Raw genomic sequence first — 15,360 nt, 5'->3', positions numbered from 1 at the left:
CAAGGGAACGCAGAAATTCAGGCCGCGATTCCCGCGGGCATGGAAAAACCCGCTGGTCCGGACTTGGGGGGTGTACGGACCAGCGGGTTCAATCAACAAGCATAATTCAATGTGGCTTCGGCGTAAAATCGTTTCGTACTCCCACTTACGGCTTACGCAGCCCTGCCCTCGCGGCCCGTCCAGGAAAGTCCCACATGCCCTTACCGTCCAAGGCGTTCCAGCGCTGGCTTCATGGCGTTGCGCCCGATGCCAGCACTGCTGACGTCTGCAGGATTGCCGGCATCAAGCGAACAACACTGGCCCAGCAGCTGGTTCGCGGCAAGGTTGCCGAGTCCACTTTGGTGAGCATCAGCCGCGGCTTCAACATCAGTCCTGTGCAAGCCCTGTCCACCTTCGATCTTTACGCCGACCTTCGGGGCGACCCCGTCCCGCCCACCCCCTGTGAACTCGTCAGCCAAGTGGCTACTATCGATTTGCTGCGTGCAGTGGTGGACCGCAGCGAGCCCGGCACCACCCCCGCCCCGCGTCTTTCCGAACCACCGCACCCCACCTCAGTGCGTAACTGGGTGGACGCGATCGACGACGGCGAGTTGCGGCACCGGGTCAGCGGAGCCACCGGGATTGCGCCACAGAATTTCTCGGCCCATTTGACTGCCAATCGGCTTCCGCCCGAGCTGGCCATCGCCACCTCGCGTGCCGCCGGGGTTGGACCGGCCGGAGGACTGGTGGCGGGAGGCCTGATCACAGAGGCCGAAGCAGGGTGGCCACCCAATGCCCGCCAGGAGGCGCTGGACAACTTGTCGCAGGGCCGGCTGGTGGCGCTGGCCGGAGAACGGCTTTTGGCGCTCGGCAAGACACTGCGCCGCCAGGAACAAGACCACGAACGAACTGAACGAATTTGGGAGAACCTCGGATGACGGCTGTCCTGCCCTGGGTCACGCTGGCGGTTTGCCTGGCTATTACCCTCGCCCGGGTTCCGAGCGCGTTGCGCGGGGAAAACCGTGAGGTTTTCTACATTTTCTCGCTGATCTCGTTGAGCATCCTCATCAGTATTGAGGCCCCCTATCTGGTCATTGACGGGTGGCTCGGCGGGATGAACATCGGCAACCTGATCCTGCGTTTCCTGCTGTACGGCACGTTCTTCTTCATGGGCATCAAGATCGCCACCGCGTTCGGTTCAGCCTCAGCCGTGCGCGCCATCCGTGGACCCGCCGGGATCACCGCAGGGGCAATTATTGGTGCGCTGACTATCTACTTCTTCGTCATCACGGACACGCAAGGGTCCTCGGCGGGGATGAGCGGACTGAAATGGGGGCCCTCGCTGGATGGATATGCGGCGATGGGTCGCTTGTATCCGGGGTTCGTGGCAGCCTGCCTGGTACCTGCCATCTGGCGAACCGTGGTGAGCACGGCCCCCATATTGCTGCGGGTGGCCTCGGGGTTCCTGCTCTTGGGACTTTCCTTACTCCTGTCGTCCCAGCTCTTTCCCCTCATTCCATTTTCGGAGGCCTGGTTGCGGGTACTCATCAACTATTCGGCCGCCCTGTTCACGTGCCTCGGACTGGCTGGGATCTGGTTCTCCAAGTCATTTGCGCGGCGAAAGCAACGTCTCTCGACGTAAGACTTTCACAAAACCATTAGATCGTGGCACAATCATGAATGTGTGAACGCGGCTTGCAGCCTGACACCGGAATCAGAGAACGGGTTTCCGGTGGATGTGGCGCCCACGTGATCACAATTGGGGGGATGAGTGGTGGCGGGCTGTTGGGGACCGCCCCCACTCAGCCTTTTTAAGGGGCCTTTTCGCAAGCCCCCCGCCAAGCGTGGCCCGGGCGGTGGCTAAGATGGCTCCATGAACAGCCTTCGCACCCGCCGCTCTGTCCTCGCAGCCACCCTGGCCTCGGCCGCCCTTGCACTTGCTGCGTGTGGTGGAGGATCGGCACCCGCCCAATCCAGTGGGGACACATCACTTTCAGACGTGAAATCCAAGGGCGAACTCGTCATCGCCACAGAAGGTACGTACCGTCCCTTTAGTTTTCATGCTGATGGAGCCGGGGAGCTCACTGGGTTCGACGTCGAAATTGCCCAGGCCGTGGCAGGGAAACTTGGCGTGAAGGCTACCTTCCAGGAAACGCAGTTCGACGGCATCTTTGCCGGGCTGGAATCCAAGAGGTTCGACACCATCGCCAACCAGATCTCCATCAATGACGAGCGCAAGGCCAAGTACGATTTCTCCACGCCTTACACCATCTCCACCGGCGTAGTAGTCACCAAGGCGGACAACAGCAGCATCAACAGCTTTGCCGACCTCAAGGGCAAGACCACCGCCCAATCACTGACCAGTAACTTCTACAAGATGGCCGTTGAAGCCGGCGCCAACGTCCAGGCAGTCGAGGGGTGGGCACAGTCCGCCACGCTGGTGCAGCAAGGACGCGTGGATGCCACGGTGAACGACAAACTCACGTACTTGGACTACGCCAAGAACACTCCCGACTCCGGCCTGAAGGTCGCCGCCGAAGCACCGGAGAAGACCGAGAGCGCCATGGTCTTCCGCAAGGGTTCTACGGAACTCACGGCCGCAGTGGACAAGGCCCTGGCTGAGCTCCAAGCCGACGGCACCTTGGCCAGGATTTCGGAGAAGTACTTCGGCGCGGACGTCACCAAATAGATGAACTGGGACCTCGTCTGGAGTTCCTTCGGTCCACTCATCACCGGCGCCGTCACCGGGACCATTCCGCTGACGCTCGCGTCCTTCGCCTTCGGCTTGGTGCTCGCGCTGGTGGTTGCCCTGATGCGCCTGAGCCCAAACTGGCTGCTCTCGGGCCTCGGCCGGTTCTACGTCTCCGTGATCCGCGGCACTCCCCTGCTGGTGCAGCTCTTTGTCATCTTCTTCGGCCTGCCCAGCATCGGCATCCGGCTTGATCCTTGGCCAAGCGCCATCATCGCCTTCTCCTTGAACGTGGGCGGGTACGCAGCCGAGATCATCCGTGCTGCCATCCTCTCCGTGCCGAAAGGCCAATGGGAAGCCGGCCACACCATCGGAATGTCCCGTCCGCAGGCACTGGTGCGCATCATCCTTCCGCAGGCAGCACGGGTATCCGTTCCTCCCTTGTCCAACACCTTCATTTCCCTGGTGAAAGACACGTCCCTCGCCTCGCTCATCCTGGTTACTGAACTGTTCCGCAACGCACAGCAGATCGCCGCATTCAGCCAGGAGTTCATGGCCCTTTACCTGCAGGCAGCCCTGGTTTATTGGGTTATTTGCCTGGTTCTTTCCACCGCGCAATCCGCCGTGGAAAAGAGATTGGACCGCTATGTCGCTCACTAACGAACCCGCCCGGCAACCGCGCGTCACGTCCGTCCTGAAGGCAAGGGGCCTTGCCAAAGCCTTCGGAAGCAACGTAGTCCTGCGCGACATCGACATTGACATCCGGCGAGGCCAGGTGGTGGCCTTGATCGGGCCTTCAGGCTCCGGCAAGACCACGGTCCTGCGTTCCCTCAACGGCTTGGAAATTCCCGACGCCGGCACGGTCACCTTTGGAAGCGGCGATTCCTCGGCTGAGCTCGCCATCGACTTCGGCGCCAAAGTGGGGAAAAGGGAAGTGGCTGCGCTCCGCGACCGCAGCGCCATGGTCTTCCAGCACTACAACCTTTTCCCTCACATGACCGTTCTGAAGAACATCATCGAAGGCCCCGTCCAGGTCCAAAAACGGCCTCGTGCCGAGGCAATTGCCGAAGCTGAGCGCCTGCTGGAACGTGTTGGTCTTGCCGACAAGCGCGACGCCTACCCTTTTGAGCTCTCAGGCGGACAGCAGCAGCGCGTGGGTATCGTCCGGGCGTTGGCACTCAAGCCTCAACTGCTCCTGTTTGACGAGCCCACGTCCGCACTGGATCCCGAACTTGTGGGGGACGTCCTGGGAGTCATCAAGGAACTCGCCGAAGAGGGCTGGACCATGGTGATCGTGACCCATGAGCTCGCCTTTGCCCAGCATGTGGCGGACGAGGTAATTTTCATGGACGGCGGGGTGGTAGTGGAACGCGGGCCGGCGGCCGAGGTTTTGCGGGCACCGCGCCAGGAACGGACGAAGCTCTTCGTCAAGAGGCTCCAGCACGACGTCTGAAGTGGTTCACCAATATGGGGGATAAGAATTTGGAAGAGACAATCAGCACACCCGGCCGCAGCAGTTCCAGGCGTACCGCGATCATTGTGGTTGCCGTAGTGGTGGCCTTGGCAGCCGTGGGGCTTGGCACCTGGTTCGCCCTCTCCCGGCCGGCGGAACCTGGCCGTGCCGACGTTGTCCGCTTGGACAAGCACCGCGTTATCGTGGACAACTCGATGAATCTCTACGATCCCCTGGTCCAGCAGTTTTCCGGACGGTACTCGAATGCCATTTCCGAAAAAGCGGGACAGCCGGAGGAGGAGAAAGTCCTCAACCAGGACCGTGAGCGCATCGTGCGTGAGTCACAGGTGAATCGTGACCGCCTGCAGCAGATGGCGGAATCGCCGGCACTGCAGGATCAGGAAGTTGCCGAATCCTTCAAGCGCTTCAAGGATCAGTACGGTGCGGTGATCGCCTACAACGATCAGCTGGTGGTCAACACCACCAACATCTACCGCTCTGTGGGCGGGCCGTGTGCGGCCCTGCATTCATCCCTCAACGTTGCAGGTGAGTCCTACGCCCAGGACTACGTCAAGAGTGCCGATGAGTGCCTGGCCGCGCTGGGCACCGCCAAGGACGGTGCCGACGCCGAGACCACCACCCTGCTCACGGCGGTAGAGGCTGTCATCCGCGGGCAGCGGGACAAGCAACAGGAAGTGCTCGACAGCAAGGACACTTTTGAGCGCCTCAGCAAGAGCACCATTGCCGGCCTTGCACTGTTGGAAATCAATGATGCGTTCGCCAAGGCGCAAACAACATATGAAACTGCCACCAAGGACAAATACTCAAAGATCATCGAAAGCGCCAACAGCTCAAATTCCGAATTCGAAGGCGTACTCAAGAAGAGCCTGGAACAGTTCGATGCAGCATCCGGTGAGGGGAAATAGCGATGACCATTGAGCCCGTTCGCAGTAAGCGCCGTCCCGTCCTTATCGCTCTTGCCATTGCCGTTGTGGTGGCGGTGGTTGCCTCGGTAGTGGTAATAGCCCTAACCAACTTCGCCGGTCAGCAGCGCAGGGATAGCCTGGCCCTCCTGAAAGATGAGCGCCTGACGGCACTCACTGAGGCAAGGGACAAGATCCAGCCCGCCGTCAACACCTACCTGGCCGCGTATAAGAAGGCCCGCAACGTCCCCGCAACACGAGAGGATGCTGAGAAGAACTCCGTCAAAGAGCGGGACGAGTTCCAACAGGCCGTCAATTCCGCACGGACTGCCTTGAGCGATGTGCAGAAGGGCTACGGCGACGGTAAAGAAGCGGATGGGATCGGTGTGGCTGTAGCGCAGCTGGTCGATTCCTACCAGGCCTACCTCGACTCAATGGAGGGCCTCGTGGAGTCCTACCCCCGGTTCGAAGGCCTGTTCAGGGAAGATGCCGGGTGCAGCGGACTCTTTGTCGGCTCCAAAGCAGCCAACCTCCGGGAACGCCAAACGCTGTTGACGCAAGCAGCAGTTCCTTGCCGGGAAGCCGTCAACCAACTCAAGCAGTCCAGGAACATCTCCTACGTTGAGTTTGCCCGCACCTTGGACAATGAGATTGCACAGCTCGAATCGCACGCAGAAACAACCGCAAAGTCCGAGGAGAACTACAACGAGTTTGTGCGGCTCAAGGACGAGTACGTCAAAAAGATTGATGACGCCACCGCCCGGAATGCCCCGGAAGCGGAATATCTCACCATTGCCGACGAACTCAAGGCTCTCAACACCCGGATAAAGAACAACAGGTCAGAGTTCGACTTTGCCGCCAAGCGCTACCTTAATGGCGTGAAGGACATGCCGACTCTGGTTGAAGATGTCTTCACGAAGAACGTCTCAGCCCAAATCAAACACCATGACACTGTGATTCCCCTTCGGGTTCAAGTGTTGAAGGATGCTATCGACGCGGAACTGGCGGAGTAACCCGGCGGGCAAAGAAACGCCGGTGGCAAACCTCAGCGAACAAACCGCAGGGTTACCAGCTGGAAAGGCCGAAGCACCAGCTTGACCGCGGACCCCTCCTCCACCGCCACACCGGGGGTTTCCGTAGGGCGCTCCAGCAGATCGGTGGCTAATGCATCAGAGCACTCAAAGTTGGCCGTTAGGAGGCCTGTTGAGCGCTCCCCCAACGATTCGTAGAGCCGAACAACGACATCACCCGAGCCGTCTTCGGCCAGCTTGACGGCCTCCACCACGATTGCGGGATTGGACAAGGAAAGCAGCGGTTCCACCGGCCGGCCGCCGGAGATGAACCTTGGCTTCAGGTTGGTGCGGTATCCCTCCTCCACAGCGTCAGCGATCGCGGCGCCAGGCCTGATGGATACCTCAAGTGTGTGCTCACCCCGGTCGGCTTCCGGGTCCGGGAACCGGGCAGAGCGCAGCAGCGAAGTGCGGACCGTCGTCGTGGTTCCGCCATCGGCACGGACCGCCCGCGTGACGTCGTGCCCGTAACTGGAGGAATTGCTCACTGCAACGCCATAGCCAGGCTCGGCTACGTGGATCCAGCGATGGGCGCAGATCTCGAACTTGGCCGCTTCCCAGGATGTGTTGGTGTGCGTCGGCCGGAAGACGTGGCCGAACTGGGTTTCGGACGCTGAACGATCCGCCCTGACGTCCAGCGGGAAGGCGATCTTGAGCATCTTTTCGCGTTCCTGCCAGTCCACCGTGGTGGCGATCCCAAGCGACGCCGAACCGGCGTCGAGAGTCAGGCGTTGCGTGATGGTGGAGGCACCCACCTTGCGTTTGACCACCACGACGACGCCGGCCGGCAAACGCTCAACATCGACGCCATCCGCTTGGGTCAAGGGTGTGACATTTCGGCGATAGAACTCTTCGATGTCCCATGCGTCCCACTCGTTTGGAGTATCCCTGAAAAGCTCGAGCAAGTTTCCGGCCTGTCCTGGAGCGATAGCGTCGCGGCCGCTGGCGTGGTCAACCAGGGAGGTAAGCAGGCCGTCCTGGTTCAGGACCGCGCGGATGATGCCATTGTCCAAAACGTAGCCGTCCTCCAGCTCGTCCACCTGAACACTGGAATCCGGCGTCGTTGCCTGGGCCGCACCCAGTGCAGGCACCCCTTTGCGCTGATGCGGTGCGGCGTTCAAGAGGAACTGCTGATCCCCCTCGCCCACCAAAGCCTGAGCAGCATGGTTGATGATGCCCGTGAGGTCCCGGGCTATGGCCTCGTAGTTGCGCTCTGCGTCCTGGTGGACCCAGGCAATCGAGCTGCCCGGAAGGATGTCGTGGAACTGCTGGAGGAGGACCAGCCGCCAGAGTCGCTTGAGTTCGTCCGCCGGATACGCGTAGCTTGCACCGAGCCGGACAGCGGCAGTGGCACACCACAGCTCGGCCTCGCGCAGGAGGTGTTCGCTCCGACGGTTGCCACCCTTGGTCTTGGCCTGGCTGGTGTACGTTCCACGGTGCATTTCCAGATACATCTCACCGACCCAGACGGGCAGCTTGCTGTACTCGGCCTCAGCTTTCGTGAAGAAGTCCTTGGCAGTGCCCATGCGGACCTTCGGGGAGCCTTCCAAATCCGCCGTACGATGCGCAGCGGCAACCATTTCGCGCGTAGGTCCGCCACCGCCGTCGCCGTAGCCGAACGGCACCAAGGACATTGTCCCGTGGCCATGATCGCGGTAATTACGCTGCGCATGGGCCAATTCACGTCCGTGCAGCTCAGCATTGTAAGTGTCCACGGGCGGGAAGTGGGTAAACAGCCGGGTGCCGTCGATGCCCTCCCACGCAAAAGTGTGGTGAGGCATCCGGTTGACCTTGTTCCAGGAGATCTTCTGCGTGAGGAACCAGCGCGAACCGGCTTCCTTGACGATCTGCGGGATGGCACCTGAATAGCCAAATGAATCCGGCAGCCAGGCTTCCTGGCACTCGATATCGAACTCGTTCAGGAAGAAACTCTTGCCTTCCACGAACTGGCGGGCCATGGCCTCGCCGCCTGGCATATTGGTGTCCGATTCCACCCACATGCCGCCCACAGGAACGAACTGGCCAGCCTTCACTTTTTCCCTGATCCGGACAAAGAGCTCAGGGTAGAACTCCTTCATCCATGCCATCTGCTGGGCCGAGGAACAGGAGAAGACGAAGTCCGGGTCTTCATCCATCAAGGCCACCACGTTGGAGAAAGTGCGGGCACATTTGCGCATGGTTTCACGAACAGGCCACAGCCAGGCGGAGTCGATGTGTGCGTGGCCGGTAGCCAGGAGTTCATGAGCGGACGCGTAAGCGGGACGGCTGAGGACCTGCGCCAGCTCGGCACGGCCTGCGGCAGCGGTTCCGGCAACGTCGTCCGGATCCATGATGTCCAGCATGCGTTCGAGGGCGCGCAGGATCTCGTGGCGCCGGGGCATGTCCATGGGAAGTTCGTGCATCAAGCCGCTGAGGGTCCAGATGTCCTGGTTGAGTTCCCACACGGTTTCGTTCAGTTCAGCGATTGCTATGCGGCCCAGGCGGTATTGGGGTTCATCGCCCGAGGTTGCCTTATCCCCCAGAGGGGTGGGGGCGAAGGACCATCCCTGGGCTACGTCGGGATTGGCTGCGGCCTCCACATAGAAGTCCACGGAATGTCCTCCGCCCAGAAGCTTGAGCGGAACGTGGAAGTTCCTGGGCGAGATCGCCTTGATGATGCTGCCATCGGAGCGCCATGCGGTGCCTTCACACTGAAAACCGGGGACATCGCTGTTGAAGCCAAGATCGACGATGATCTCCACAGTGGTGAAGTCCGTCATTCCCCAGTCCTGCGGCACCTCACCCTGGAGGCGCAGCCACTTGGTGCTCCAGGCCTTGCCCCACGCGGCTCCGGGCTCCTGCGGAGTGAAGACCTGGCGCAGCGCTTCCGAGGCTGGCACAGGTTCGCCCGGAGCGTCCCAGCTGCTGAGGTGAAGCGGAATCGCCCTGCCGTAAATGGCCGGAAGAATGCGTTCCCGAACAAATCTATCGAGACGCTGTTCAGTGATCCGGCGGTCGTCGTGCAATTAATTCCCCTTTGGGCGTTCGCTGGGTGACAGGGCTTGTCTACCGCGGTCCGAAACTGCTGGGCGCGGGCGGCGAATTCTGGGTCGCCGTGCTTCCAATCGATGGATAAAATCTACGTTGTTCCAGCTCAATAGCCAAGTGATTGCCGGCTATCCCCCACGGCTTGCGGGTCCGATTTAGCCCCTTCTGCAACGATTCTCTCCCGCCCGGCATACACATTGAGGCTGAGCCCGCGGCTGAAACCGGCCAGCGTAATCCCCGTTTCCTCCGCCAGCTCCGCCGCAAGGCTGGAGGGGGCGCTCACGGCCGCCAACACAGGTATTCCAGCCATTGCAGCCTTCTGGACGAGTTCGAACGAAGCCCGCCCCGAAACCTGAAGAACAGTCCCCTCGAGCGGCAACATGCCCGCCCGCAACGCCCAGCCCACTACCTTGTCCACGGCGTTGTGCCTGCCCACATCCTCCCGGAGGCAGAGCAACTCCGTAGAGCCGTCGTCGTGGATCCTGAAAAGGCCGGCAGCGTGCACGCCACCGGTCTTGTCAAAGACCGCCTGCGCCTCACGGAGGCGGTCCGGCAGGGCCGCCAAGGCCCGGACCGGGACGGTGACGTTGTCCTCGCGCGGGCTGTGGTGCGAGGATTTGCGAACGGCATCAATGGAGTCGGTGCCGCAAATTCCGCAGGAGCTGGAGGTATAGACGTTTCGGCCGGTGTCGGGTCGTTCAACGTCGGGACGAAGCTGTGCATCCACCACGTTGAAGGTCTGCACTCCGTTCTCGTCCTCACCAGCGCAAAAACGCTCCGAGACCAGCTGACCTGGCTCCCACACGATCCCTTCCGAGACCAGGAATCCCGCAACGAGGTCGAAGTCGTCTCCGGGGGTACGCATGGTCACGGAGAAGGACATGTCACCCAAACGGATCTCCAGCGGCTCCTCCACAGCCAGGACGTCTTCCTTGAAGCGGATGGGATGCTCCAAGGCCTGCGGTGAGCCATCCAGGACAAACTTGTGCACCTTGCGGCGCTGGGTTACCCGTCCCATATCAGGACCCGCCCTCCTCATGATTTACGAAGCGTACGGTCATGGCTTTGTATCCGGGGGTGTTGGATTCCCGAGCCACCAGTTCACGGTGCACCAGGGCGTTGGCCTCCGGGAAGTACGCTGCGGCGCATCCCTTGGCCGTGGGGTACCCGATGAGGCGGAACTTGTTGGCACGGCGCTCCGTCCCGGCGAAAGTAGAAATGACATCCACCAGGTCGCGGTCCCCGAACCCCAATTCCTCCAGGTCACCAGGATTGACCAGGATCACCCGGCGGCCGTCCGAGACACCGCGGTACCGGTCATCCAGGCCGTAGAACGTGGTGTTGTATTGGTCGTGGCTGCGGACAGTCTGGAGGATCAGATGGCCCTCCGGTGCCTCCAGGTACTCAAGCGGCCGAACGGAGAAACGTCCCTTGCCGATGTCTGTGGCGAAGGTACGGGTGTCCCGGGGAGGGTTGGGGAGTACGAAGCCATTCTTGGTACGGACCCGGGTGTTGAAATCCTCGAAGCCGGGAATGACGCGTGAGATGTGGTCTCGTATCACGTCATAGTCCTCGGCCATTGCACGCCAGTCCACGCTGTGGTTGTCGCCCAGCGTCGCTTGGGCCATTCGTGCCACGATCACCGGCTCGCTCAGCAGGTGTTCTGAAACCGGCTCCAGCCGCCCCTGCGTTTTGTGGATGACGGACATGGAGTCCTCCACCGAGAGGAATTGCTTGCCTTTGGGGTGTTTGTCGTCAGTGTCCGTCCGACCCAGCGTGGGCAGGATCAGGGACGTCTTGCCGTGGACAATGTGCGCCCGATTGGGTTTGGTGGAGATGTGAACGGTGAGTCCTGCCTTCTTCAAGCCATCTTCCAAGGCTGCCGTGTCTGATCCCGCCGCTGCGAAGTTTCCGCCCATGGAGACGAAAACATCCACTTCGCCCTTTTCCAAGGCGTGCTGGGTTTCCACTGAGTCATAGCCGTGATCCCGCGGCATGTGGAAGCCGAACTCCTTCTCCAGCGCGGCCAGGAAAGACTCCTTGGGTTTCTCCCAGATGCCCATGGTCCGGTCGCCCTGCACGTTTGAGTGGCCCCGGACGGGACAGGCACCGGCTCCCCGCTTGCCGAAGTTGCCCTGGAGCAGCAGGAGGTTGATGATCTCGCGGAGCGTATCCACGGAGTGCGGTTGCTGGGTCAGCCCGAGCGCCCAGCAGATGATGGTTGCCTTCGACGACGCCATCATCACGGCGGCTTTGGTGATCTCTTCCCGGCTCAGCCCTGTTGCCCGCTCCGTCTCGTCCCAGTCCAGCACCGAACGGGCTTCCTTATAGGCTTCGAAGCCTTCGGTCTGCTTCTCGATGAAGGAATGGTCGACGACGGTCCCTGGGTTGCGCTTCTCTTCCTCCAGGAGCAGGTGGCCCAGTGCCTGGAACAGCGCGAGGTCGCCACCCACTTTGATCTGCAGGAACTCATCAGCGATGGTGGTGCCGCCTCCGATAACACCGTTGAGCGACTGGGGGTCCTTGAAGTTCAGGAGGCCGGCTTCGGGAAGCGGGTTTACGGCGATGATTTTTCCGCCGTTGTTCTTGCAGTCACGGAGGGCGGACAGCATGCGTGGGTGATTGGTTCCCGGGTTTTGGCCCACAACCAGGACCAGCTCCGCGTGGTGGATGTCCTCCAGGGAAACAGTGCCCTTGCCGATTCCGATGGTCGGGTTGAGGGCGCTGCCGGAGGACTCATGGCACATGTTGGAGCAGTCGGGAAGGTTGTTGGTGCCAAGGCTCCGCGCAAACAGCTGGTACATGAAGGCGGTCTCGTTGGCCGTCCGGCCGGAGGTGTAGAACACACACTTGTCAGGCGTGGTGGCGTTGATGTGTTCGCCGATCAAAGCGAAGGCGTCAGTCCAACTGATCGGCGAATAGTGGGTGTCGCCCGGTTTGATGACCACCGGCTCGGAAAGTCTTCCCTGGCTTCCCAGCCAGTACTCCGTCTTGTCCCCGAGGTCCGCAAGAGAATGCTTCGCCCAGAATTCGGCACCGACTGTCCGCGTGGTGCTCTCCTCGGCGATGGCCTTGGCGCCATTCTCGCAAAACTCTGCGGGGCTGCGCCTCCCGGTGATCGATTCCGGCCATGCACACCCCGGGCAGTCGAAACCATCGTGCTGGTTGACCCTGAGCATTGAACGGACCGTACGGGTCACTCCGGCTTGGGCGTAACCTCGTTCAAGGGCAACCGTGACGGCTTTAAGGCCTGCCGCGGCTTGTTTGGGCGGGTGGATTTGCAGGTCATCTTCGTTGATGTCCTGTTCTGGAGCATGCCTGTTCATGAGTCAATCATTGCACTTTGTCACCAAGGGCCGAGCCGCGCGAGGCACCCATCATGCGTCCAGCGCGCTCCAGTCAACCGGACCCGAGGGAGCCTTCCTCTGTTGCCGGGGCGCGACTTTTCGGGTCTTATCCTCCGGCGTCTTCGGCACGGGCAATGGTTTGCCCCAAGGCAACGCGAACGCGGGCACCATCTCGCCCAACTGAACTCCGTGGGGCGGCACCACCATCACACCGTCCGCGCCCGCCAGGCCACGCATCATGCCCGGGCCTGCATGTTGCGCCGGCGATGCCAGCCCGTACACCAGCTTGAACGGCATCAGGCGGGTGCGGCCTGGGTCCGCGTCGATAGTAGTGCCACAGGGAACCTCGCCCACGTCTTCCAAGCGACCATGGCCCAAAGCAGCCAGCAGGGGTCCGCCCACGGTGAACAAGGCCATCATCGCGGCCAGCGGATTCCCTGGCAGTCCCAACACGAAGCGGCCATCGGGCAGCTCTGCCAACACGGCAGGATGACCCGGGCGCATCGCGATGCCATCGATCAGCAATCTGCCACCCAACTCAACCACGGCTTTGCGGAGGTGGTCCGTCCCCGAGCGTCCCGTCCCGCCTGTAGTTATGACGACGTCGGCAGGGGCCTCAGCTTCAACGTACGGTTCGTCCGGAGTCAGCTCATCTGATGAGGGCTCTGTGTCCCGAAGTGCGGTAATCCACTCCTCGTAGCTGTCGCCCACCTTGAGCTGCTCCCCTGCGATACCGCCCAAAAGCTCGACGACCGCACCCAGTTGCGGGCCGAAGGTGTCCCTGACCTGCCCGGGCATAGGAACACCCCGGGCCACGACTTCCGAACCCGTCAGGAGGAACCGGACCAACGGTTTTCCAAGAACTTCCAAGTGGTCCAAACCCGCCAGCGCTGCCAAGGCAATATGCGCGGGATTCAATACCGTGCCGGCTTTCACCAGGACCTCACCCTCAGCGGCCTCCTCAGCAGCTCTGCGGATGTGTTGGCCGTTGCGGGGCTCGCCCGGTTTGGCGGTGCCGCCCAGCGCAAGAACCGGCAGGCCGTCGTCGTCCGTGGTGATAACACCACTCTCGCTGCGCAGCACAGCCTTGGCGCCGGGCGGTACCAGCCCGCCGGTGACAATGGGACTCGCTTGGTGCGGTGCCAACCGCTGCCCGGGCTCACTCAGGATCCATGGACCGCTGCCGTTAACAGCCCAGCCGTCCATGGCCGACGAAGCATAGTGGGGCATGTCCTGGAGGGCCAGGGCATCGGCCGCCAAAGTGCGGCCGAGTGCGGAGCTGAGCGGCACGGGGCCCGGCGGGATGGGGGCAGCAACATCGAACGCGCGCTGCCGGGCCTCCTGCCACGTGTGTGCCGCGTGATGGCCCTCGTTGGGGGCCGCCGTCATTCCGGGTCAGTCCCGGACTCCGAGTACTCCTTGGCTACTTTGCGGGCCAGTTCCAAGGCAGCGTTCATGGACGCGTCATCGCTGGCCTGACCGATCCCGCGGGCCATGCCTGCCGCGTATCCGGCAATGAACGTCGTCAGGGGCGCGGCGGGGCGCACCACTGAATGTGCTGCCACCCCAGCGACCGCGAGTACCTCGTTGACGTCCACTTCCACGCCCTCAAGCTCGAAAGCCTGCAGCAGTGTGCGGCACCATTCCTCGAGCGTCTCTTCCTGGCTCTTCACGTCCGCCTCCAACTCGTAGTCAATGCCCAAAGCCGCGGCGTCCTCCCATGTATCCACGTCATCCGTGGACCCCGCGGGGACGTCTACGTCCAGCACGTTCAGCCTAGCAAGCAGGCGGAACACTGAAGAGTTCGTTAACCCCGAGCCCTCGGAAGCCAGGGCAACTTCCCTTTCCAACGCAGCTGTACTATAGGCACCCAGGAGTGGCTGCTTCCGTCCATCAGGAGAGACAGCCATGGCTCCTTCCACGTATGGTCTGGATGCGAGTGCGGCCCAAAGAAGGTCCACACCCCGGTAAGCGTGCGGCATATCGCATGCCAGCACCAACGTCCACGGTGTGCTTGGACTGCTCTTCTTCAGTGCTGCCATGCCGGCCGCGATCGCCGCAGCGGGCCCGGCGAACACCGGCTCTTCCCGTGCCCGCAGAACGCCCACTGGTAAGTGCGTGCTTTCCGAACCACCTGGAACGTCCGGCCCCACCACAACCACGCCTGAAGCACCCCGGGCCGCCTGCAGGGCATGCGAAAGGAGGGTTTCGCCGTCGTACGTCAACGATGGCTTGGGCACCCCACCGAGGCGGGTGGCCCGGCCACCCGCCAGAATCACGGCATTGAACTCCATTCGCCCAGATTACCCGGGACGACTGGAGACCGGCAGAAATCGATCAGGCAGCGGATTCCGGCAACAGGAACGGGTCCCAGTCCGGCGCAGGTTTCTCGAGTTCCTTAATTTGCCACATGGTTCCCTGGGGCACGCCGGGCTTGAAACGGAGTTTCCAACCCATCTCTGCCAGCGTGTGGTCGCTCTTGGCGTTATTGCACTTCAAGCACGCCGCAACCAGGTTTTCCCAGGAATCCGCGCCGCCCCTGGACTTGGGGTGGACGTGGTCTATGGTGTGGGCTGTTTTCCCGCAGTAGGCGCAGCGATGGCCGTCGCGGCGCAGTACCCCGCGGCGACTCACGGCGGTAATCCTGTTGTACCGGGGACGGATGTAGCGGTTGAGGAGGATCACGGATGGACGTCCGAGAACTTCCTGTGGCCCGACGACAGGCTCGTCGCCTTCGGCCACTACGCTAGCTTTCCCCGTCAACACAAGGACCAGCGCCCGGCGGAATGTTATTACCGCCAGCGGTTCATATCCAGCATTCAGAACGAGTGTGCGCATGCACGTACCTCTTCACGGCCGCACCCGTCAGGGG

13 protein-coding genes are annotated in these 15,360 nt (G+C 61.8%); 7 read left to right on the top strand and 6 right to left on the bottom strand.

Translation table 11 applies throughout. From position 1 onward, the window contains the following. The first annotated feature begins 194 nt into the window (after positions 1–194). The 7 genes from A477_RS0103575 (at position 195) to A477_RS0103545 (ending at position 6,057) form a co-directional block, all read left to right on the top strand. Positions 195–917 carry a hypothetical protein gene (locus tag A477_RS0103575; RefSeq protein WP_017197651.1) on the top strand — a complete coding sequence of 241 codons (723 nt, stop codon included), beginning with the start codon at positions 195–197 and terminating at the stop codon, positions 915–917. Then, positions 914–1,621, top strand: coding sequence for a hypothetical protein (locus A477_RS0103570; protein WP_017197650.1), 708 nt, complete (start codon positions 914–916; stop codon positions 1,619–1,621). The genes A477_RS0103575 and A477_RS0103570 overlap by 4 nt, the downstream gene beginning before the upstream one ends. A 231-nt stretch (positions 1,622–1,852) precedes the next feature. Next, a complete protein-coding gene (locus A477_RS0103565; RefSeq protein WP_017197649.1) occupies positions 1,853–2,668 on the top strand; it encodes an amino acid ABC transporter substrate-binding protein in 816 nt (271 codons plus the stop codon). Further along, entirely contained in the window at positions 2,669–3,328 is a 660-nt protein-coding gene (locus tag A477_RS0103560; RefSeq protein WP_017197648.1) for an amino acid ABC transporter permease, read from the top strand. Beyond that, the gene (locus tag A477_RS0103555) at positions 3,315–4,121 is read left to right on the top strand and encodes an amino acid ABC transporter ATP-binding protein (RefSeq protein WP_017197647.1); all 807 of its coding nucleotides are present in this window, start codon (positions 3,315–3,317) and stop codon (positions 4,119–4,121) included. Before A477_RS0103560 ends, A477_RS0103555 begins: the two co-directional genes overlap by 14 nt. A 29-nt stretch (positions 4,122–4,150) precedes the next feature. Beyond that, positions 4,151–5,047: a hypothetical protein gene (locus A477_RS0103550; RefSeq protein WP_237715709.1), complete on the top strand. Its 897-nt coding sequence runs from the start codon at positions 4,151–4,153 to the stop codon at positions 5,045–5,047. A 2-nt stretch (positions 5,048–5,049) separates the two neighbouring features. Beyond that, complete coding sequence (locus A477_RS0103545) at positions 5,050–6,057, top strand: hypothetical protein (RefSeq protein ID WP_017197645.1); 1,008 nt, start codon at positions 5,050–5,052, stop codon at positions 6,055–6,057. 32 nt (positions 6,058–6,089) lie between these two features. Here the strand turns inward: A477_RS0103545 and A477_RS0103540 are convergent, their stop codons facing one another. The 6 genes from A477_RS0103540 to A477_RS0103515 all read right to left on the bottom strand — a co-directional run bounded on the left by A477_RS0103540 (position 6,090) and on the right by A477_RS0103515 (position 15,326). After that, the gene (locus A477_RS0103540) at positions 6,090–9,119 is read right to left on the bottom strand and encodes an alpha-mannosidase (RefSeq protein WP_017197644.1); all 3,030 of its coding nucleotides are present in this window, start codon (positions 9,117–9,119) and stop codon (positions 6,090–6,092) included. A gap of 128 nt (positions 9,120–9,247) precedes the next feature. After that, on the bottom strand, positions 9,248–10,159 hold the full coding sequence (gene fdhD / locus A477_RS0103535; RefSeq protein ID WP_017197643.1) for a formate dehydrogenase accessory sulfurtransferase FdhD: 912 nt from the start codon (positions 10,157–10,159) through the stop codon (positions 9,248–9,250). Position 10,160: 1 nt separating this feature from the next. Continuing rightward, positions 10,161–12,467 carry an FdhF/YdeP family oxidoreductase gene (locus A477_RS0103530; protein ID WP_017197642.1) on the bottom strand — a complete coding sequence of 769 codons (2,307 nt, stop codon included), beginning with the start codon at positions 12,465–12,467 and terminating at the stop codon, positions 10,161–10,163. A gap of 51 nt (positions 12,468–12,518) precedes the next feature. Beyond that, positions 12,519–13,877 (bottom strand): molybdopterin molybdotransferase MoeA, encoded by a 1,359-nt coding sequence (locus A477_RS0103525; protein ID WP_017197641.1) that lies wholly within the window; start codon positions 13,875–13,877, stop codon positions 12,519–12,521. Further along, positions 13,874–14,782, bottom strand: coding sequence for an NTP transferase domain-containing protein (locus A477_RS0103520; RefSeq protein WP_026005328.1), 909 nt, complete (start codon positions 14,780–14,782; stop codon positions 13,874–13,876). Before A477_RS0103520 ends, A477_RS0103525 begins: the two co-directional genes overlap by 4 nt. 43 nt (positions 14,783–14,825) lie before the next feature. Continuing rightward, a complete protein-coding gene (locus tag A477_RS0103515) occupies positions 14,826–15,326 on the bottom strand; it encodes an HNH endonuclease (protein WP_011773756.1) in 501 nt (166 codons plus the stop codon). Positions 15,327–15,360: the final 34 nt, after the last annotated feature.

This window comes from Arthrobacter sp. M2012083 (genome assembly GCF_000281065.1).
Lineage (GTDB): Bacteria > Actinomycetota > Actinomycetes > Actinomycetales > Micrococcaceae > Arthrobacter.
Note: the sequence above shows the minus strand (reverse complement) of the source record. Positions and strands in the feature narration are given on the sequence as shown.